The sequence below is a fragment of the Streptomyces sp. NPDC086023 genome (genome assembly GCF_044540325.1).
Taxonomy (GTDB): Bacteria; Actinomycetota; Actinomycetes; order Streptomycetales; family Streptomycetaceae; genus Streptomyces.
The window spans coordinates 154,426-174,144 of record NZ_JBITRX010000001.1 but is presented as its reverse complement, the minus strand read 5'-3'; the positions used below and the strand labels follow the sequence as shown (position 1 = coordinate 174,144).

The following is a 19,719-nucleotide window of genomic DNA, read 5'->3' as shown; positions in this document are numbered from 1 at the left end:
CGCGGGACCGGCTAGCGGACGTCGACGTAGTCCTCGCGGGAGACCGTGCGGTTGGTGGTCGCGTTGCCCTGGATCTTCCACTGCCAGTAGCCGTCCTCGCTCGCGAGGAGGCGCTTGGTGAAGGTGCCCTTGCCGTCGGTCTCGACGCCGGTGACGTGGCTCTGGACGGTGCCGCCCTTCTTGCGGAACCACAGGCCCATGCCCACGGCGCCGTTGTAGCTGCGGTAGTCGCCCGTCTCCCAGTTCGCGCGCTGCACCGTGCCCTTGACCGTGAGGATCTGGCCCTTCACCACCGGCTCCGGTCCGGCGTCCATCGGCAGGTACGCGGCGCGCGGGGTGTACACGTTGCCGCTGAGCGGGGTCGTGAAGACCTCGGCGGGCCGGGACTTGCGCCAGGCACGGCCAGTGAGCTCCCACGGCGACTGCGAGTCGACGTTCTTGAGGTCGGTGCGCGGGTCCACGGTGATGACGACCTCGCAGAGGGCCGAGGTGCGGTCGGCCGCGACGCACAGCGGCGCCTGGCGGGGTGCGATCGTCTTGCCGCCGTAGAACTCGGCCTTGGCGAGCAGGACGTCCGCGTGGATGTCGGACAGCGGCACGTCCGCCGCGTGCCTGATCGTGTACGACACCTTCACCGTGTTGGGCGTGACCGGCTTGACCGGCATCCAGCGCTTGTTGGTGGACACGGCGCTGAACGCGACCGGACCCGTACCGGCGGCAGCCGCGGCACCGGAGGCGGGCACGCAGAGGGCGGACAGGGCGAGGGCGGCCGTGGTGGCGACGGCTGCGGCACGGAAACGCATGATCGGAATTCCCCCGAACGGAACATGACTGACCGGACGCGGGGTACGACCGTGCAAGATCGCGAATGGTTGTGCACGCAGGGGAAAATTCCGGCCACTTCCCTGCCCAACCGGCATGCACCGGTCACCGGGCGGGGGCCCCGTCATGGCTCCCGGCGGCCGGATCTACGCTGACCTCCATTCATCCCGAGGGGGGTCCATGCACTTCAAGAACCCGCTGGTCGGCGGGGCCGCCGACCGGCGGCGCGCCGCGACCGGCGTCCTGTCCGCCGCCCTGCTGGCGGCCGGCCTGCTGGTGCCGTCGGCCGGTGCCGTACCGAATCCGGCCACCGCGACCGCGCCCGGCGCCGGAACCGGCACCCCCGGGGGCGCCGTCCTGGCCAACGGCGACCGCGTCGAGCGGGTCCCGGGCCGAGCCGGAGCCTTCCGCGTCACCGGCAAGGACGGCGAGCGGCCCGGCAGCTACGGCTACCTCGCCACGCCCGGCCGCGTGGAGATCCGGCCGGTCGGCGGGAAGGCCCCCCTGGCCACCACGACCCTCGCGACGGACACCACCGGCACCACCGCGACCGCACCGGCCTCGTCGGCCCCGGCCCGTGCCGCATACGCCGCCACCGCAGCCCAGAAGGTCAAGATCGACCTGGTCAACGCGGACCACTGGGGCCCGTCGATCCACGTCTGGAACCGCACCACCTGGACGTACTACGACGTCGCCGAGGAGCAGTGGGACGACTGGGGGACGGTGTCGCTCCCGCCGGGCGACTACGTGACCGTCGGCCTGTACTCCAACTGGGGCCGGGCGAGCCACTTCCTGGCGAAGACCTTCACGGTCGGCTCCACCGCCCAGACGGTCCTGCTGGACGCCAAGACGTCGAAGGAGACCCGGATCGCGGTGGACGACACCACCGCGGCCCGCTCCAGCGCCGAGATCTCGTACACGCTGCCCAACGGCGCCTCCACCGGCTTCGTCGGCGGCTGGGGCGAGAAGGTCTACGTCAACCCCATCACGCTCTCGGGGATGAAGCTCAACCTCCACGAGGTGCTGGAGAAGAGCGGCTCGACGGGCAACCTGCCCAGCCCGTACCGCTACGACCTGGTGCACCGGTTCACGGGCGGCGTCCCCGCCACCCCGGTCGCCCAGGTCCTCAAGGCGAACCTGGCCACCACCCAGACCTCCCTGCGCGCGCAGGACGGCAACTCCATCGGCCGACTGGACAGTTACGCCGACATGGGCCTGAACATCGGCGGCGCGTTCATCGGCAGCCCCGTGGGCGTCCCGTCGAAGATCACCGAGTACGTCACGCCGGGCACCGCCTTCCAGCGCGCCCTGACGTACGGCAACACCCACCGCCTGGACCTCAGGACCCGCACCCTGGCCCAGGGCACGCACCCCGTCGAGATCGTCGGCGCCGCGCCCTTCACGCCCCGGGTGCGCTACAACTCCGAGTACCAGAGCGGCACGTTCAAGTTCAGCGAGAGCGCCCTGTACTCGGACGCCGCCGGGAACCTCGGCAAGGACGACGCCGCGAGCCTGCAGTTCCGGATCCGCACCGGCAGCACCACGCTGGCCACCTCCCCGGTGCAGGACTCCGGCACCTGGCAGGCGACCGTCCCGACCGGCCACCCGACGTACACGGTCCGGGTGTCGGCCACCCGGCACGGCGCCCAGAGCAGGCTCTCCAGCCGGGTCTGGACCGACTGGACGATGACCGGGGCCGCCCTGACCGCCCAGTCCGGCCTGCCGGTCACCGACCCGACGTACAAGGTCACCGGACTGGACTGGCGCAACCAGGCCGGCACGGACCCGGTGACCGTCAGCGCCACGCTGAAGCCCCGCCGGGCCGGCACCACGGCCACCCTCACGTCCCTGGAGTTCTCCACGGACAACGGCGTGACCTGGACCGCCCCGGCGCTGACCGCCTCCGGCGCCACCGGCAGCGCGAGCTTCGCCGTCCCGGCCGACGCCTCCTTCGTCAGCCTGCGGACCACCGGCACCGACAGCTCCGGCGGCACCGTCTCGCAGACCGTGATCCGCGCCTTCGCCGGCCCGGCCGCCGCCACCGGGGAGCGCGTCGGCGACACCCGGATCAGCAACGTCGTGGTCAACGACGGCCGCCCGTACGCGCCCGACCTCTCCCCCGACGCCACCGTCAAGGTCCGTTTCACGGTCACCGACCCGGCCGGCGTCGCCGCCGCCGGCGCGTACTTCCACCACGGCACGTACGACCGCCCCGACGGCGTCGTCCCGCAGTACTGGAACGCCCTCTGCACCCCGGCGACGGCCACCACCGCCACCTGCACCGCGGAGGTCGCGGTCCGGCCGGTCGACGAGCTCGGCCGCAACAGCCTCGCCGGCCTCTGGTCGGTCACCGCCTGGGCCCACTCGAAGGACGGCTCCGGCCGTGTCCTCGTCACCAAGGCGGGGACGGCCGACCTCCGGCGCATGACCACCATCAGCCCGGACTGGCCGCCGATGAGCCTGCCCAAGGGCAGCACGTACACCCTCAAGCCGCAGCTGCGCGTCCTCAGCTGGATCAGCGGCAAGAACCTGGTGCTGCCGGACGCCACCGTGCGCCTGGAGTGGAAGAAGGCCGGCAGCAGCACCTGGACCACCGTGGCCACCGCCAAGACCGGCACCGACGGCAGGGTGAGCTTCCCGCGCACCGCCACCGAGGACGGCCAGCTGCGACTGCGCTACGACGGCGCCGCGGGCCTCTCCTCCGCGGACACGGGCGCGTACTCCATCGACGTGTACTGATCCCGTACCAGCCCTCACCAGGGCCTCGGCCCCACCCGGGCCGAGGCCCTACGCTGTGCCCGCCGCGACGACACCGAGGGGGCGCTTGACCATGGCGGACAGCAGTAGAAGTCACAGACGGACCAGGGCGGCGGCAGTGCTGGGCGGCGCCGCCCTGCTGCTCGGCGGGGTGGGTGTGCCGCAGGCCGGCGCCGCCCCGACCGCCGGGTACCCGGTGAAGATCCAGCTCACGCACGTGGACCACGTCGCGCCCGAGATACGCGTCTGGGACCGGGCGACCTGGAAGGCGTACGAGGTCACCGTCCCCGAGGGCGAGGACTTCGGCACCGCCGACCTCCCCACCGGCAACTACCTCACCATCGGCAACTACGCCGGTTACGACGCCTCCGGCACCCAGGCCCGCTTCCTGCCCAAGACCTTCAGCGTCGGCACCGCCGCCACCACCGTCACCCTCGACGCGGACCTCGCCAACCCCGCCGCCGTGAACGTGGACGAGCCCACCGCGGCCCGCGTCACCGCCGACGCCTGGTACACGCTGCCCAACGGCGAGGCGGCCTTCTTCGCCAACGGCTCGGGCGCCACGCTCTACGCGGCCCCCGTGACGCTGCCCGGCCTGACCCTCAACCTGCACGACGTGCGCCAGAAGCGGGGCAGCGGCCCCAACCGGCCCAGCCCGTACCGGTACGACCTCCTGCACCGGTTCACCGGCGGCACCCCCGCCTCGCCCGTGGTCTCGGTGCCCACCGCCGGCCTCGCGAAGAAGCGCACCACCGTCCGCGCCCAGGGCGCCGGGCTGAGCGCCACGGTGTGGACCGCCGCGGTCGCCGACGCCGAGAAGGGCCTGTCCGGCACCTACCTGCCGGCCCACGTGCCGCTCGGCACCGCGTACACGCACTACCTCACGCCCGGCGCCTCCTTCGACCGGTACCTGGAGTACGGGCCCCACGCGCTCGGCATGCCCGGGATGACGCTCCCCGCGGGCGACGCGGGCAGCGAGTTCTTCGGGCGGGCGCCCTTCACCTCGTACGCCTCGCAGTTCCCGGCGTCGCAGTACACGGGCGGCAAGTTCAGCCTGAACGAGCCCGCCTCCCTCTCGGACGCGTACGGCAACGAGGGCCTCGACAGCGGCGGCGGCACCACCTGGCGGGTCACGACCGGCGCCGGGGCCCTGCTCGGCGCCTCGGGCGTGCTCTCGCCGTACGACACGTACACGGTCGCCGCCGGCAGCCACAGCTCGTACAAGATCACCCATACGGTGACCAGGAGCGGCGCGCACAGCCGCCTCTCCCCGCGCGTCACCACCGACTGGACCTTCCCCGGCAGCGCCCTGACCGCCTCCGCCCCGCTGCCGGTGACCGACCCGCGGCTGACGGTCAGCGGCCTCGACGGCCGCAACCGGGTGCCCGCCGGGCCCGTGACGGTCAAGGCCACGCTGGTGCCCCGCACCGACGGCACGACCGCGACCCTGACCGGCATCGAGTCCTCCACGAACGACGGCGTCACCTGGACCGCCGCCCCGCTGACCACGTCCGGCGCCACCGGCAGTGCCACGGTCGCCGTCCCGGCCGGGGCCGCCTTCGTCTCCCTCCGCGTCACCGGCACGGACAGCGCGGGCGGCACCCTGCGCCAGACGGTCACCCGCGCCTTCGGCGGTCCTGCCGCGCAGACCGCCCTCACGTTCGGCAGCACGACGATCGGCGGCGTGGTCGTGAACGAGGGCAAGACCCTGGTCCCCACCCTCACCGGACTCGGCGGCTACAACGTCACGTTCACCGCCACCGACCCCTCGGGCATCGCCTCGGCCGGCGTGTACCTGTACCACGGCTCGTACGACAAGCCGGACGGCATCGTGTACGTCGTGGCGCCCGCGGAGTGCGTGAAGCGGGCCGGCAGCACCACCTGGGACTGCACCGCCGGCTTCGACCTGAGCGGCCGGAACCACCTGGGCCTGAACAAGCTGGCCGGCACCTGGTCGGTGGCCGCCTGGGCCCTCGCGGCCGACGGGAACGGCCTGTTCAGCGGGCCGGTCGGGGGCAGCGCAACCATCAAGCGGGCGAGCTTCCTCACGGCGAACGCCACGCCGGAGCCGGTCACCGCGGGCGGAAAGGTCACCGTCAAGGGCACCCTGACCGGCTCGGCGTGGGAGTACGGCGCCGCCACCGCCCTCGCGGGCCAGAAGGTGGACCTGCAGTTCCGCAAGTCCGGCTCCACGACCTGGACCACGGTCGGCTCGGGCACGACGGACACCGGCGGCGGGGTCACGGTCTCCGCCACGGCCACGGCCGACGGCGGCTGGCGCCTCAGGTACGCGGGCACCGCCACCTCGGCCTCGAAGTCCTCGACGGTGGACTACGTGGACGTGACCTGACCCCGGCACACCCCTCGCCCAACTGGGGCAGGAGCCCCGGCCCGGGTATGACTCCCGGCCGGGGCGGTTGGGTGTCAGGCTGACCTGCCCGGCCCGGTCGCGGTCCTGGCAGGGAATGAGCGGCCGGGAATGGGGTCAGTGAAGGTCGGCCGGGTCCTGCTCGGTGATCGGCCGGCACTTCGGGTCGCCCTCAGGGTGGGCGTACACATCCGGGCGGGCGCCGGACGCGGACTGCGGGGTGCTGACGCGGACCTCGCCGCAAATGATGCGTTGGCAGTAGCAGCAGATGCGCATCGCCTTCCTCACATCCACAGCGGCTGCCAGCAGCGCTCGGGGTGGTGCTCGACGCCCCACCCGTGGGAGCAGGGACGGCAGCGGATCGTCATCGTTCCGAGGACGGGCTCCAGCGGAGCCGGCTGCCGGCACGAGGGGCAGGGCATTGCCGTGCGGGCGCATCGGCCCCCGGGGTGTGCGAGCGACGCCCGGACCGAAAGCGTCAGCCGGGACAGGTCCACGGCCTCGGCGTGCATCTGGGCGAGGCCGCGTCGCGCGCTCACCGGACACCCCTCCCGACTGCGTTCTGCTCGGGCCGGCAGCCGTCTGGGTTCTGACACACAGGAAGACCTCCCGATAGCGAAGCCAACCCTCACGATTACTTCTCTAGAGATGTATCGAGTGAAGCGCGGCACGCGTCAACCGTCAAGACCTCTCTAGAGATGCACCTTCTCCCTTCCCCTCCCCTCCGCCCCACACCAGTCGCAGATGGCGCGCACGCGCGTACCGGCACATAGGCTGTCTAGAGAAGCGGAGGAGTGATCAACCGATGGTCAACCAGGGCAACGGCAGCCAGCCGAAGTACCAGCGGATCGCAGATGAGCTGAAGGCTGCGATCCAGGCAGGCGAATACGGCCCCGGTGACCGGCTTCCGGGAGAGAACGACCTCATGGCCACCTACGAGGTCGCGCGGATGACGGCCCGCCAGGCCCTGAGCGTGCTCCAGAACGAGGGGCTCGCCGAGGCCCGCAAGGGAGCCGGCGTGTTCGTCCGAGCCTTCCGGCCACTGCGACGGCGCGGCCTGCAGCGACTCGCGCAGGACCAGTGGGGCTCCGGCAAGTCGATCTGGTCGGCCGACATCGAGGACCGGACCCTGGTCGTGGACCAGATCGAGGTCGGCGAGGAGTCCGCAGACGACCGGATCGCGGGAGCCCTCGGCCTGGCCTCCGGGTCTGCGGTGTGCGTACGGAGCCGGAGGTTCGTCCTCGACGGCAAGCCGGTCCTGATCGCGACCTCGTACCTGCCGTCCGACATCGTCGCGGGATCGGCGATCACCGAAGAGGACACGGGCCCGGGCGGCACGTACGCCCGCCTCGCGGACCTGGGCTTCAAGCCGGTCCATTTCCGCGAGGAAATCCGATGCCGGATGCCGTCCGCCGACGAGGCCGACCGCCTCTCGCTCTCCATGGGTACGCCGGTGGTCCTCATCGTGCGCACCGCCTTCGCGGAGGGCGGCCGGGTCGTCGAGATCAACCAGATGGCTCTCGACTCCGCGTCGTACGTCCTCGAGTACGACTTCGACGCCTAGCCGGTGCTGCCCCCTCGTGATCTACCATCCGGGTTCCACACGGGGTGGGGATCACGAGGGGGGACCGGTGGCGAAGAGGTACGGGCGGATCTGGGGGACGGTGGCCGCGCTGGGCGCAGCCGCCGGTCTGGTGGTTGCCGTACCCGGGTCCGTGGACGAAGCTCCGTGGCGGGTGGACCGGCTCCAGGATGCTCACGAGGGTTCCCCTGCGCAGGTGCTGAAGGAGGCGGCGGAGCGGGCGCTGGCGGCCGGCGCGGCTGACGTAGAGGTGACCGGCAGCCACTTCCTGTACGGGCGGGTCCGCCCGGAGTCAGGCCGGATGTCGTGGAAGAGCCCCCACGAGGCCGTGGGCCTGCCGACCCTGTCACGCTGGCGCGTCGACAACGACGTGTACCGCGATCCCGCAACCGACCCGGCGTACGACGGGAACCCGGAGGTCGAGGACCAGTACGGCGTAGCCGCCCACGTCTCCGGACCCGAGGTGCTCAGCACCCTGCTGGTGGCCGGGAACGCGAAGCGACTGGGGCCCGAGCCCGTCCGCGGCCGGCCGGCCATGGGCTACCGCTGGGTCGTGGCGGACGACGACATCGACGCGCTCCTGTCGAAGACCTTCCCTTGTCAGGCCCCGGCCACCCCGGCCCAGGACGCCTGGAACGACCCCTTCCATGTGACCGCCTGGTTGGACGAGGGCGGACAAGTGGTCCGCGTCCAGGTGGTCCGGCCTGGCACCTCGTACGACACCGTCGTCGACTTCCACTCCTTTGGCGGCCCCGCAGTCACGCTGCCGCCGGGCGCCGAGCCCATGCCCGGCACCGGCAGCCCGCGGCGGAAGGGCTGCAGCGTCCGCTAGGTCAGTCGAACCAGCGGTCGCGGGCCAGTTCCTCCGTGCGGGACGGGTCCTCCAGGAGGGCCGCGACCTCGAAGCGGCGGGGCCACTGGCCGGCCGCCCAGGCCAGGCCCGCCGCCACGCCCTCCAGCGTGGCCGCGTGCAGGACGCCGTCCGGGGTGCGCCGCCAGTCCAGCTCGATGCCGCCCGCGACCAGCTCCTCGTGCTCGACGTACGAGTCCGGGGTCGCCGGACCCAGCAGCACCCGCACCGACTCCGGCACCCGGCGCTCCTCGCCGTCGGACGCCACCAGCGCGGGCAGGGTCTCCGACAGGCGCCGCACCTGGAGCAGTTCGGCCAGGTCGGCGGCGGCCGACGGGGCCACCGGCAGCAGCGGGAGGTCACCGGCCAGCGGCAGCAGGTCGGGCGCGTCGGCGACCACCGCGTCGGCGGCGTCCACCACCCGCACCTCGCCGTCGACCACGGCCCGCAGCTCGTCCGGCAGCGTCACCTGCTCGGGGTCCAGGTCGGCCAGCGCTCCGTACAGAGCGTGGAGTTGACGCGCCGTCACCGTGCGGGCGGGATCGGCCAGCCGGCCCAGCAGCTCGGCGGCACCGCCGGGCTCGTCGAGCAGGGCGGCGACGGAGGTGCGTACCCCCAGGGCGCGCAGCACCTGCTCGTCCTCGAAGCCGGTGGCGTCGGCGGACGTGTACAGGCCCTCCAGCAGCGGGTCGCCCCCCGCGGCCCGCAGACCCGCCGGGCGGCGGCCGTCGAGCACCGGGTGGTCGCGCAGCCACCAGGCGGTGTACGGGCGCACGGTCTGCGTGGTGCCGTCGGGCAGCAGCACCCGCACCGGCTGGGTCAGCGCGTCGCGCAGCGGCGGCTGCGCCAGCAGGGCCAGCGCCTGCGGCCAGGCGTCGTCGTCGACCAGGTCCAGGTCGCGCACCGCCACGATCTCCGTGGCCACCGGCGGCACCGGAGTGTCCGGCAGCTGGTCGAGCAGGTCCTCGCACCACACGTCGACGGCGTCCAGCAGGCCGGCGTCGTCCGGCTCGGGGAAGTCGCCCTCCCGGGGCTCCAGTTCGTCCGGGTCCAGCACCACGTCGGTGGCCCGCACCAGCTGGAAGTTGGCCAGCACGCCGCAGGCCGTGAGGGGCTGCTCGCCCCACCGCTCGGCCAGCTCCGCGTCGACCAGGGCGAGTTCGCCCTCCCGCATCACGCGGGCGAACGGCGAGCCGGGCAGCACCAGTTCGGCGGCCGGGGCCGGCTCTCCGTCCTCGTCCGGCAGCGCGAGGGCGCCCAGCCACGGCTCGTCGCCCGGTTCCAGCCCGGCGTCGCGGACCAGCCCGAGCACGACCTCGGCCAGCTCCTCCGCGTCCAGCGCGTCCTCGTCCCAGATCTCGTCCGCGTCTAGGGAGGCGGCCACCGCGGCGCGCACCTGCGGGGTGGTCAGCACCGCGCGGGGCGTGGCCGGCAGCGCGCCCAGCCTCTCCAGCAGCGGGTGCGCGGCCTCGGGGTGGGCCACCTTCAGGCCCAGCCGGGTCAGGTTCGCGGGGGTGTCCGGGCCGGGCAGCAGCACGTGCCGGGGGCCGATGGTGGTGCGGACGCCGGGCGCGCCGTCGGGCAGCTCCGCGCCGAGGCCGTCCATTCCGGGCGCGCCATCGGTCCCGGCGATCTCGCCGAGGCCGTCCAGCGGGTCCTTCCGGGCCTCGTCCGGGCCGGTGGCCAGCGGCACGGGCAGGCCGGAGAGCCGGTCGGGGTCCACACCGGCCAGCGTGTCGTACAGCCGGTACCACCAGGACGGCGCCCGCTCCACGCCCGCGATGCGCTCGATGGCGTCGCCGAGCGGCAGCCGGCCCACGCCGAGCGTGCGCAGCTCCGTACGGCGTTCCAGGCCGGCGGGCAGCAGCGTCGGCAGCACCTCGGCCAGCACGCGCACGGTGTCGGCGCCCGCGCCCTCGACCACCTCGGCCTCGAAGGGCCGCAGCGCGGTCAGCTCCTCGGAGGGCACGGCGGGGGCCAGGAACGCGGTGCGGGGCAGCCGCCGGAGCACGGCGGCGCGCAGGGCGCCGTCCAGCTCGCCCTTGCCGAGCGGGCCGGGCACCAGGTCGACGAGCGCGGTGCTCACGGGGTGCCAGGCGGCGAGGAGTTCGGCGTACGCGTCGGCCGCGCGCTCGACGAGGAAGTCGGTCAGCGGTCCGGGCGCGGGGTGGCGGCGTGCGGTGTCGAGCGGGAGGGAGGCGATGAGCAGCGCGGGGATGCCGAGCGGCTCGTCGGTGGGGGTGGGGGCGTGCACGACGGGCGCGGTGGAGGGGCGTACGGGCGCGCCCTCGGCGTCCACGGGCACGGCCCAGGAGACGGTCCACTGGGGCCGCAGCCGCTCCTCCACGGGCCGGTCGGCGAGCAGCGCGGGCTCGACGGGGCCGGAGTGCCGGACGGTGCGCCACCGGGTGGAGCCGGCCTCGCTGTCGTCGATGACGGTGTACGCGCCCACCTCGCGGCGGCGCAGGGTGCGGGTGCCCGCGGGGGTCTCGACGACCACGTCCTGGAGGCCGGGCAGGGTGAGCAGCAGCGCGTCGTCGATGCCGGCCAGCAGGCGGTCCACGAGGTCCTCGGCGACGCCGTCGCGCAGCGGGAGGACGACGACGGTGTCGTAGCCCTCGGGCGCGGTGCCCTCGGCGGGCAGCGGGAGGCGCAGCAGGGGTACGTGGCCGTCGCGGCGGCGGAGTTCGTCGCCGAGGCCGGGGCTGCCCTGGGCGGCCTGGTGGGCGAGTTCGCGTGCCTCGGCCAGGGACCAGCGGACGCCGCCGTGCCGGCCGAGGACGGCCGGCTCGTCGCTGACGGCGAGGACGGCCGCGAAGCCGACGCCGAAGCGGCCGACGCTGTCGCCGGTGCCGCGCTTGGCGGAGGCGCGCAGGGTGCTGAGGGATTCGACGCCGGTGGCGTCGAGGGGGGCGCCGGTGTTGGCGACGGCGAGGATGCCGGAGCGCAGGGTGAGCCGGAGCCGGCCGGGTACGCCGGCCCGTGCGGCGGCGTCGGCGGCGTTCTGGGCGAGCTCGACGACCAGCCGGTCGCGGTAGCCGCCGAGTGCGAGGTCCTCCTCGGCGTTGGCGTCCTCCCGGAACCGGGCGGGGCTCGCGCCCCAGGCGTCGAGTACCCCGCGCCGCAGCCGCGCGGTCCCGAAGGGGTCCACGCCGCCCTGAGCCGCCGTCGCTCGTCCGCTCACGCCGCTGCCTCCTGCTTCCCGCCCGTTGCCGTTCCAGGGCCAGAAGGTACCGCGCCGCGGACCGGCCGCGACCCGGCGCCCTGGGGGAAGCCCGCAGGTTTCAGGCTGCTGGGCCCTGGACGGGGCGCGGTGCGCAGGTTTCAGGCTGCTGGGCCCCGGAGGGGGCGCCGCACGCAGGTCTGCGGACCCCGGAGGGAGCACCGCACGCAGGCCTCAGGCTGCGGGCCCCGGACGGGGCGCGGCGCGTCCGCCTGCACCCCGGACCGGTGGCGGCGGCCGGGGCGCCCCAAGGGCGGCGCGCGCAAGGCCGGTGAAGGTCCGTTACGAGTGGCCCAGGTCCTGTTCCGGCAGCTCCGCGACGGGCACGGAGCCGCTCTCGGCGTCCGGGCGCAGCGGGAACGCGTCGGCCCCCATGGAGTCGAGCACCGGCGGCGCGGGCCGCGGCGGCTTCGGCATGACGGCGGCCTCGGAGTGCCCGCCGCAGCCGTACGAGAGGGAGACCAGGCGGCCGTCGGCCGGCCCGAACTCGTTGGCGCACACGCCGAAGGCCTGGCCCAGCGAGCCGCCGATCTTCATCAGGAAGCCGCAGGACACGCAGGAGGCGGGGGCCGCCTGCGCCATCGGGGTCTTGGCGCCGAAGGCCTCGTCCCAGCGGTCGGCCGCGGTGTGCAGCCCGTACCGGGACAGCACGCGGGCCCGCCGCATGCCCAGTTCCTCGGCGACCGAGGTGATCGAGCCGCGCTCCGGCACCGTCACGCGGTCGGTGAAGGCCACGTCCTCGGCGTCGGCGAGGTCCCTGACCTCCTCGGAGACCACGGAGTTCGGCGGGGGCGCGTCCTCGCCGGAGTAGCCGGGCTCCAGGCGCAGGTCGTCCGCCTCGGTGGGCAGCAGGTCGCCGGGGCCCATGTCGCCCGGGCGCAGCCGCTCGCTCCACGGCACCCACTCGGGTGCTAGCAGCGCGTCGGGGCCGGGGAGCAGCACCGTTTCGTCGAGGGTGACGACCTTGGCGCGGGAGGCGCGGGCCACCGTGACGGCCCAGCGCCAGCCGCGGTAGCCCGCGTCCGTGCACTCGAAGAAGTGCGTGACGACGCGGTCGCCCTCCGCGACCACCGAGACGTGCTCGCCCACCGAGCCGGGGGCGGCGGCTTCCTCCGCCGCCGCTCGGGCGAGTTCTACCGCCTCGGCGCACAGGCGGTCGGGGGTACGGCTTCGCGTCGTCGCAGCACTCACTGTCTCGTTCTCTCCTACGCCGTCTCACGAGTGCGCCGTTCGTCCGTGACAACCGCCGGTCCTGATCCGTACGGGGCGCGGGCGGAGCGGACCAGAGGGCCGCGTCGACGTCCGCGCCCGATCGGCCTCGGGCGCACCTACTGCGAACCATTCTGCGGGATCGCGGAGAGGCGCGCGGCCAAGAGCGACCGCCGGTGGCGCGCTACGCACGCTACCTCCTTCGCAGCCCTGGGCCCACCTGCACGTCCGATTCGCGGACAGCGAAGCGAACCCGTGACGCCGCCGGAACACCGCCGGAACGCGCCGGGGGGTCTTCCGGAATGCGGCGGGGGGCTTTCCGGAACGCGCCGGAAGGCGTTCTGGAATACGCCGGGGGGCCGGCGGAACGCGCCGGGGGCCCTTCCGGAATACGCCGGGGGGCCGGCGGAACGCGCCGGGGGCTTCGGCACCACGCTTCACCGAGGTGCCGTGGGGCACTATGGCCGGGTGGCAGCCGCACGGTCCTCCGACGACGGCTCGGGCCGGGCCCGCAGGGCCGGACGGGCGGTCGGGCGCGCCCTCCACCTGCCCGCGCGGGGCATCCGGCGGGCCACGCACGCGCACGGCGCGGGCGAATCGGGCCTGGGCAAGCTGATCGAGCTGCACGCCGTGAACGGCGCCGGGGACATGATGATCACGGTGGCGCTGGCGTCCACGGTGTTCTTCTCGGTCCCCACGGACGAGGCACGCGGCCGCGTGGCGCTGTACCTGCTGATCACGATGGCGCCCTTCACGCTGCTGGCGCCGGTGATCGGGCCCCTGCTGGACCGGCTTCCGCACGGCCGGCGCGCGGCGATGGCGGGCGCGATGTTCGCCCGGGCCGTGCTGGCGGTGATCATGTCGGGGGCGGTGGTGACCGGCGGCCTGCGGCTCTATCCGGCGGCGCTGGGCGTGCTGGTGGCGTCCAAGGCGTACGGCGTGGTGCGCAGCGCGGTGGTGCCGCGGCTGCTGCCGAAGGGGTTCTCGCTGGTCAAGGCGAACTCCCGGGTGACGCTGGCCGGGCTGCTGGCCACGGGCGCGGCGGCGCCGATCGGCGGCCTGCTGCACCTGATCGGACCGCAGTGGCCGCTGTACGGGGCGTGCGCGGTCTTCCTCGGCGGCACGTTCTTCGCCTTCCGGCTGCCGCACCAGGTGGACTCCGCCAAGGGCGAGCGGCGCGCCCGGCTCTCGACGCACGAGGCCCGCCGCGAGCGGGCCAGGCGGCCCGGGCTGCGGACGGTGAGCAAGCCGGTGCTGTGCGGGCTGTGGGCGAACGCGGCGATGCGCTCGCTCTCCGGGTTCCTGATCTTCTTCCTGGCGTTCCTGCTGCGCGAGCACCCGCTGCCCGGGCAGAGCGCGGCGGTGTCACTGGGCATCGTGGGCGTGTCGGCCGGAGTGGGCAACGCGTGCGGCACGGCCGTGGGGGCGTGGCTGCGGGCCCGAGCGCCGGAGGCGATCGTGGCCGCGGTGCTGACCCTGACGCTGGCCGCGGCGATCGTGGCCGCGCTGTTCTTCTCCGGGCTGCTGATGGCCGTACTGGGCGCCACGGCCGGCTTCTGCCAGGCGCTCGCCAAGCTGTCGCTGGACGCGATGATCCAGCGGGACGTGCCGGAGGAGGTGCGCACGTCGGCTTTCGCCCGGTCCGAGACGCTGCTGCAGATGGCCTGGGTCGTGGGCGGCGCGATCGGCATCTCGCTCCCGCTGAACGGCGTCCTGGGCATGTCGGTGGCGGCCACCCTGGTCGCCGCGGGGACGGTGATGGCGTACCGCGGAGCGCTGTCCGCACGACCACGGCAGGGCGGGGCACCGCCACGGGCGCGGGTGGCTTGAGGGGGGTGGGGTGGCTTGAGGGGGGTGGGGTGGCTTGAGGGGGGCGGAGTGGCTTGAGGCGGGACAGGTGGCTTGAGGCAGGCGGGGTGTCGGGGTGGGCCGGGGGCGGCGTCTCCTGGGCCGGTGTTGGGGAGGTGGAGGTATCTGGGGCCGTCCGCCGACCGAGGGTTTCCGGGCCGGGGCACCCTGTCAAGGGCGCTCCTGCGTCGCGTCGCCTGCGGCGATTCCACTTCGTTCCACCCTTGACAGGGCACCCCGGCCCGGAAGGCAAAGACCTCGGCGGACAACCCCAGGAAAACGGCCTGGGGGACACCTCATGCACTCCGGTGTCGGGTGCCTGTCCCCGGCACCGGGGCCCGGCCACGCCCCACGGGGCGGCGCACCACCGTCCGTAGGCCCCCCGCCCGTCTCAGCGACCTCCGGGCCGTCAGTGCCCCTTCACAAGCCGCCAACGATCGCTACGCGCTCCTGCCAGACGGCGACACACGGCCGTCCGGGGCGGGCCCCCGCCACACCCCCACACCGCGCACCTACGCAGCGCCCCGGCAACGACGCACGCCACCGGCACCGCGCGCCCGACCCGCACCCGCACCGCACCCGCACCCGCCCGCGCGACTCGCGGGCCGGTTGGCCACCCCCGCCACCAAGGGAAACGGCGTGAGCGATAGCCTTCGGCTCATGACCGCACCGCTTATCTCGGGTAAGGGCCGCCGCAGCGTCGCGGCTCTCGCAGCCGTGTCCGCCGGACTCCTCGTCCTCTCCGCCTGCGACAAGCCGACGCCGCTCGCGACCGTGACGGTCGGCAGCTCGTCCGTCTCGTCCGAGGCCAAGTGCACCAAGGCCAAGGACGCACAGGAGCTCACCACGGAGAAGGTGCAGGAGTGCCTCTCCAGCATCAAGTCCGGCAAGACCATCGAGTACGGCCGCGGCGACACGCTGCGCCTGGGCGTCGAGCCCGAGGTCGTCGAGGACGGCAAGCAGTGGCAGGCGGTCCTGGACGGCCAGCCGATCACCGAGCCGTCCGACAACACCTACCGCTCCTTCCCCGGCGCCGACGTCTTCGCGACCGGCGGCCAGGGTGAGGCCCCCGAGTCCAAGAAGCTCGCCTTCATCCAGCTCAGCAAGGACCAGAAGCCCCTCGCCGTCTGGTCCTTCACCCTCAAGCTGAAGAAGTAACCCCGGCAGCGACAGGGTGCGCGCGCTCATCGTGACCGCGGTGGCGGCGGAGGCCGACTCCGTCGCCGCCGGTCTGACCCCTCATCCGGACCCGGCGGACCACGACGCGCGCAGCCGCACCCTGCCCGGGGGCCGCCCGGTCGCCCGTTACGACGTGCCCGGCCTCGCCTTCGACGTGCTGGCCGGGGGCGTCGGCCCGGCCGCCGTGGCGGCGGCCACCGGCGCGGCCCTGGCCGCGGCGGAGCGCCCGTACTCCCTCGTCGTCTCGGCCGGCATCGGCGGCGGCTTCCAGCCCGCCGCACCCGTCGGCTCCCTCGTCGTCGCCGACGCGATCGTCGCCGCCGACCTCGGCGCCCAGACCCCGGACGGCTTCCTGAGCGTCGAGGAGCTGGGCTTCGGCCGCGTCGTCCACCTGCCGCCGGCCGATCTCACCGCCCGGGTCGCGGAGGCCACCGGGGCGCTCCTCGCGCCCGTCCTCACCGTCTCCACGGTCACCGGCACGGCCGCCCGCGCCGCCGAGCTGGCCGCCCGCCACCCGCTGGCCGGCGCCGAGGCGATGGAGGGCTTCGGCGTCGCCGAGGCCGCGGCCGCGCACGGCGTCCCGGTCCTGGAGATCCGTGCCGTGTCCAACCCGGTGGGCCCGCGCGACCGGGACGCCTGGCGGATCGGCGACGCGCTCGCGGCCCTCACGGAGGGCTTCCACCGTCTCGTACCCGTACTCCAGAACTGGAGGCACGATGACCGGAACGACTGAACCGGCTGCGACGGCCGAACGGGAGACGGCGTCCACGTCGCCGGCCGGACCGCTGCGGATCGCGTACTCGCCCTGTCCGAACGACACCTTCGTCTTCGACGCCTGGGCCCACGGCCGGGTCCCCGGCGCGCCCGGGCTCGACGTCACGTTCGCCGACATCGACCTGACCAACGGGATGGCCGAGCGCGGGGAGTTCGACGTGCTGAAGGTCTCGTACGCGGTGCTGCCCTGGGTGCTCGACGAGTACGCGCTGCTGCCCTGCGGGGGTGCGCTCGGCCGCGGCTGCGGGCCGTTGGTGCTGACCCGGGAGCCGGGCCTGGACCTCGGCGGGCGGACCATCGCGGTGCCGAGCAAGCGCTCGACGGCGTACCTGCTCTTCCGGCTGTGGGCGGCGGACGTGCTGCCGGAGCCGGTGGGGCGGGTGGTGGTGATGCCGTTCCACGAGATCATGCCGGCCGTGCGCGACGGCAGGGTGGACGCCGGACTGGTGATCCACGAGGCGCGGTTCACGTACCAGGAGTACGGGCTGCACTGCCTCGCGGACATGGGCGAGCACTGGGAGTCGACGACCGGGCTGCCGATCCCGCTGGGCGCGATCATCGCGCGGCGGTCCCTGGGCGAGGAGACGCTGCGGGCGCTGGCCGAGGCGGCCCGTGCGTCGGTGCGGATGGCCTGGGACGACCCGGAGGCCTCACGGCCGTACGTACGGGCGCACGCGCAGGAGCTCGCGCCGGGCGTGGCGGACCAGCACATCGGCCTGTACGTCAACGAGTTCACCGCAAACCTGGGCGAATCGGGCTACGCGGCGGTGCGGGGGCTGCTGACGCGGGCGGCCGCCGAGGGGCTCGTACCGGCGCTGCGGCCGGACGCGCTGGCGTTCCCCTGAGTTATCGCCGCGGCTCCCGCACCCTTCCTCTCGCACGCCTGTGCCCCGCCACCCGAAGGGGTGGCGGGGCACAGGCGTTTGACCGGACTCCGGGCGCGCTCCGGACCGTGCGTCAGACGTCCAGCTGGTCCGCGACGGCCCGCAGCAGGCCGGCGATCTTCGTGCCGTGCACCTTGTCGGGGTAGCGGCCCCGCTCCAGCATCGGCGTGATGTTCTCCAGCAGCGTCGTCAGGTCCTGCACGATCGAGGCGAGCTCGTCGGGCTTGCGGCGCTGGGCGGCCGCGACGGAGGGTGCCGGCTCCAGGACCGTCACCGAAAGCGCCTGGTCACCGCGCTGACCGGCGACGACGCCGAACTCGACGCGCTGGCCGGGCTTGAGTGAGTCGACCCCGGCAGGGAGCACCGACGAGTGGACGAAGACGTCTCCGCCGTCGTCTCGGGAGAGAAAGCCGAAGCCCTTCTCGCTGTTGAACCACTTGACCTTGCCGGTAGGCACGTCTGTCCTCTGTCCTTGTGCTCGTCGGGTCCTGGGAGCCGCGAAAAACGGCTCTGGATAGCAGTACAGCGGGTCGTCCCGACCCGCCATCCACCAGGCTAATGGTCCCGGGGCGGCTGACAAGACGTCCCCCGGTGCTTCCTTCGGCCAGGGAACTACCCTGGTCGGGTGACTGGTACTCCTCTTCCCGGCCATTCCGCCGAAGCTCACGCCGCCGGCCCGCGGGACCCCCAGGACGAGCCCCGTCCGGGCGACGGTCTGGTGCGCGCGGGCGGCATCGTGTTCATCGTCGGCGCGGTGGCCACGCTCGTGACGATGGCGCCGCTCTTCCTCGGCACCGACCCCTTCCCGCCGGTCGCGTACGCGGTCTGCATGCTGATGGGCGTCGGCTTCGCGGTGGCGGGAGCGGGCGTACTCCGCTCGGCCGCCGCGCAGCGCCGCGAGGCGGCGCGCAGCACGGGCTGACGGCGGTCGGGGATCGGGTCGGGGTGTCACCGGGCCTGACGGCCGTCGGGGTCAGGTCATGGTGCCACCGGCCGGGCCGGGCGGGATCACGGCCGCCGTCATGACGACGGCCGCCGCCGCAGGGCCCGCCGGACCGGCGGCACCCGCCCCGGCCCGCGCCCCGTACATCCCCCGCCCGACCGGGCGTACGCAGCCGCGCATCCGGTATCGGCGCCTCCACCGGGGCGGACCGGGTGGCGTCCCTCCCAGCCTCAGGCTCGCGGCAGGCGGGCGAACTCGGCAGCCGCGTACTCCGCCAGCCAGGCCGGCAGCTCCGTGAGGTCGGACAGGATGACGTCGGCGCCGGCGGCCCGCAGTTCATCGGCCCCGCAGGGACCGGTCGGCACGCACACCGACAACGCGCCGGCCTCGTGCGCACCGCGCACGTCACCCACGTGGTCGCCGACGTAGACGGTCGCGCCGTACTCGCGGAGCGCCTCCGCCTTGGCCTCGGCCCACAGCCAGCCGATCACCGCGTCCATCTCGATGCCGACGTGGTCGAGGTGCATGCGGGCGTTGGGCTGGTACTTGCCCGTGACGACGATCGCCCGGCCGCCGAGCTCGCGTACGGCGGCGACGGCCGCGAGCGCGCCCGGCATCGCCGGGGTCGCGGCGATGGCGTGCGTGGGGTAGATCGCGCGGTACCGGTCGGCAGCGGCCTCCAGCCGGTCCGCCGGGAACCAGTTGGCCAGCTCCTCCTCCAGCGGCGGCCCCAGTCGCGTGACCGCGGCGTCGGCGTCGATGTAGGTCCCCGTCTCGCCGGACAGCGCCAGGTAGGTGGCGTGGATGCCGGGGCGCGAGTCGATGAGGGTCATGTCGAGGTCGAAGCCGACGGTGAACGGGCGGACGGGACCGGTCTGGTTCATGCGGCCATTCTGCCGACCGAGCCGCCCGAACGGGGTAACGCAGCCTGATCCCACCCTGACCGCGAGGTGAACCCCACCCGCCGTGCCAGGGCCGCGGCCGCGGCAGCCCCCGGCTACTGCGGGGAGGCAACGGCCCGCTCTGGAATCGCCCCCGGCCACCCCGCCCGTGGCCCGAAGGCCCGAAGGCTCGGCGACCGGCCGGCGCCCCGGGACGCACGAAACCCCGCGGCACCGAGGCGCAGGCCGGGGGGCGGAGCCCGGGGGCCGGGGCGCAGCCCGGGGGGTGCGGGAGCCGGCCGGGTGCCGAGGCGGAGCCCGGGGGGTGCGGGAGCCGGCCGGGGGCCGGGGCGCAGCCCGGGGGCCGGGGCGCAGCCCGGGGGCCGGGGCGCAGCCCGG

Annotated in this window: 15 protein-coding genes; 9 read left to right on the top strand and 6 right to left on the bottom strand. The window is 74.3% G+C overall.

Annotated elements, in window-relative coordinates; genetic code table 11:
* Positions 1-11: 11 nt before the first annotated feature.
* On the bottom strand, positions 12-803 hold the full coding sequence (locus ACIF6F_RS00850; RefSeq protein ID WP_399939296.1) for a hypothetical protein: 792 nt from the start codon (positions 801-803) through the stop codon (positions 12-14).
* A gap of 199 nt (positions 804-1,002) precedes the next feature.
* Between ACIF6F_RS00850 and ACIF6F_RS00845 the strand changes: the two genes are divergently transcribed.
* Together ACIF6F_RS00845 and ACIF6F_RS00840 are read left to right on the top strand one after the other, a co-directional pair.
* The gene (locus ACIF6F_RS00845; protein WP_399939293.1) at positions 1,003-3,561 is read left to right on the top strand and encodes a hypothetical protein; all 2,559 of its coding nucleotides are present in this window, start codon (positions 1,003-1,005) and stop codon (positions 3,559-3,561) included.
* A gap of 91 nt (positions 3,562-3,652) precedes the next feature.
* Entirely contained in the window at positions 3,653-5,929 is a 2,277-nt protein-coding gene (locus ACIF6F_RS00840) for a hypothetical protein (protein WP_399939290.1), read from the top strand.
* Between the two features lie 302 nt (positions 5,930-6,231).
* Here ACIF6F_RS00840 and ACIF6F_RS00835 read toward each other — a convergent pair whose 3' ends face one another.
* On the bottom strand, positions 6,232-6,486 hold the full coding sequence (locus tag ACIF6F_RS00835) for a hypothetical protein (RefSeq protein WP_399939287.1): 255 nt from the start codon (positions 6,484-6,486) through the stop codon (positions 6,232-6,234).
* Positions 6,487-6,752: 266 nt separating this feature from the next.
* On the opposite strand from ACIF6F_RS00835, the gene ACIF6F_RS00830 reads away from it, so the two are divergent.
* Positions 6,753-7,511 (top strand): GntR family transcriptional regulator, encoded by a 759-nt coding sequence (locus ACIF6F_RS00830; protein WP_399939284.1) that lies wholly within the window; start codon positions 6,753-6,755, stop codon positions 7,509-7,511.
* Positions 7,512-7,578: 67 nt separating this feature from the next.
* On the top strand, positions 7,579-8,361 hold the full coding sequence (locus ACIF6F_RS00825) for a hypothetical protein (RefSeq protein WP_399939281.1): 783 nt from the start codon (positions 7,579-7,581) through the stop codon (positions 8,359-8,361).
* A 1-nt stretch (position 8,362) separates the two neighbouring features.
* Here ACIF6F_RS00825 and ACIF6F_RS00820 read toward each other — a convergent pair whose 3' ends face one another.
* On the bottom strand, positions 8,363-11,563 hold the full coding sequence (locus tag ACIF6F_RS00820) for a sacsin N-terminal ATP-binding-like domain-containing protein (protein ID WP_399939279.1): 3,201 nt from the start codon (positions 11,561-11,563) through the stop codon (positions 8,363-8,365).
* 321 nt (positions 11,564-11,884) lie between these two features.
* A complete protein-coding gene (locus ACIF6F_RS00815) occupies positions 11,885-12,793 on the bottom strand; it encodes a DUF3027 domain-containing protein (RefSeq protein WP_399939278.1) in 909 nt (302 codons plus the stop codon).
* A 486-nt stretch (positions 12,794-13,279) separates the two neighbouring features.
* Between ACIF6F_RS00815 and ACIF6F_RS00810 the strand changes: the two genes are divergently transcribed.
* The 4 genes from ACIF6F_RS00810 to ACIF6F_RS00795 all read left to right on the top strand — a co-directional run bounded on the left by ACIF6F_RS00810 (position 13,280) and on the right by ACIF6F_RS00795 (position 17,457).
* Positions 13,280-14,641 (top strand): MFS transporter, encoded by a 1,362-nt coding sequence (locus tag ACIF6F_RS00810; RefSeq protein ID WP_399939275.1) that lies wholly within the window; start codon positions 13,280-13,282, stop codon positions 14,639-14,641.
* 678 nt (positions 14,642-15,319) lie between these two features.
* Entirely contained in the window at positions 15,320-15,817 is a 498-nt protein-coding gene (locus ACIF6F_RS00805; protein WP_399939272.1) for a DUF2771 domain-containing protein, read from the top strand.
* A gap of 16 nt (positions 15,818-15,833) precedes the next feature.
* A complete protein-coding gene (locus tag ACIF6F_RS00800) occupies positions 15,834-16,571 on the top strand; it encodes a futalosine hydrolase (protein WP_399939269.1) in 738 nt (245 codons plus the stop codon).
* Positions 16,555-17,457, top strand: a complete 903-nt coding sequence (locus ACIF6F_RS00795) for a 1,4-dihydroxy-6-naphthoate synthase (RefSeq protein WP_399939266.1) — start codon at positions 16,555-16,557, stop codon at positions 17,455-17,457. The genes ACIF6F_RS00800 and ACIF6F_RS00795 overlap by 17 nt, the downstream gene beginning before the upstream one ends.
* A gap of 112 nt (positions 17,458-17,569) precedes the next feature.
* Here the strand turns inward: ACIF6F_RS00795 and ACIF6F_RS00790 are convergent, their stop codons facing one another.
* Positions 17,570-17,953 (bottom strand): cold-shock protein, encoded by a 384-nt coding sequence (locus ACIF6F_RS00790; protein ID WP_399939265.1) that lies wholly within the window; start codon positions 17,951-17,953, stop codon positions 17,570-17,572.
* 258 nt (positions 17,954-18,211) lie between these two features.
* Here ACIF6F_RS00790 and ACIF6F_RS00785 point away from each other — a divergent pair, with 258 nt between their 5' ends.
* Positions 18,212-18,418, top strand: coding sequence for a hypothetical protein (locus ACIF6F_RS00785; protein ID WP_399940492.1), 207 nt, complete (start codon positions 18,212-18,214; stop codon positions 18,416-18,418).
* Positions 18,419-18,669: 251 nt separating this feature from the next.
* Here ACIF6F_RS00785 and ACIF6F_RS00780 read toward each other — a convergent pair whose 3' ends face one another.
* A complete protein-coding gene (locus tag ACIF6F_RS00780; RefSeq protein WP_399939263.1) occupies positions 18,670-19,323 on the bottom strand; it encodes an HAD family hydrolase in 654 nt (217 codons plus the stop codon).
* Positions 19,324-19,719: the final 396 nt, after the last annotated feature.

Coding starts and splice junctions, on each gene's coding strand:
- ACIF6F_RS00845 (WP_399939293.1), top strand. CDS start 1,003: ATGCACTTCAAGAACCCGCTGGTCGGCGGGGCCGCCGACCGGCGGCGC.
- ACIF6F_RS00840 (WP_399939290.1), top strand. CDS start 3,653: ATGGCGGACAGCAGTAGAAGTCACAGACGGACCAGGGCGGCGGCAGTG.
- ACIF6F_RS00795 (WP_399939266.1), top strand. CDS start 16,555: ATGACCGGAACGACTGAACCGGCTGCGACGGCCGAACGGGAGACGGCG.
- ACIF6F_RS00780 (WP_399939263.1), bottom strand. CDS start 19,323: ATGAACCAGACCGGTCCCGTCCGCCCGTTCACCGTCGGCTTCGACCTC.
- ACIF6F_RS00805 (WP_399939272.1), top strand. CDS start 15,320: ATGACCGCACCGCTTATCTCGGGTAAGGGCCGCCGCAGCGTCGCGGCT.
- ACIF6F_RS00850 (WP_399939296.1), bottom strand. CDS start 803: ATGCGTTTCCGTGCCGCAGCCGTCGCCACCACGGCCGCCCTCGCCCTG.
- ACIF6F_RS00830 (WP_399939284.1), top strand. CDS start 6,753: ATGGTCAACCAGGGCAACGGCAGCCAGCCGAAGTACCAGCGGATCGCA.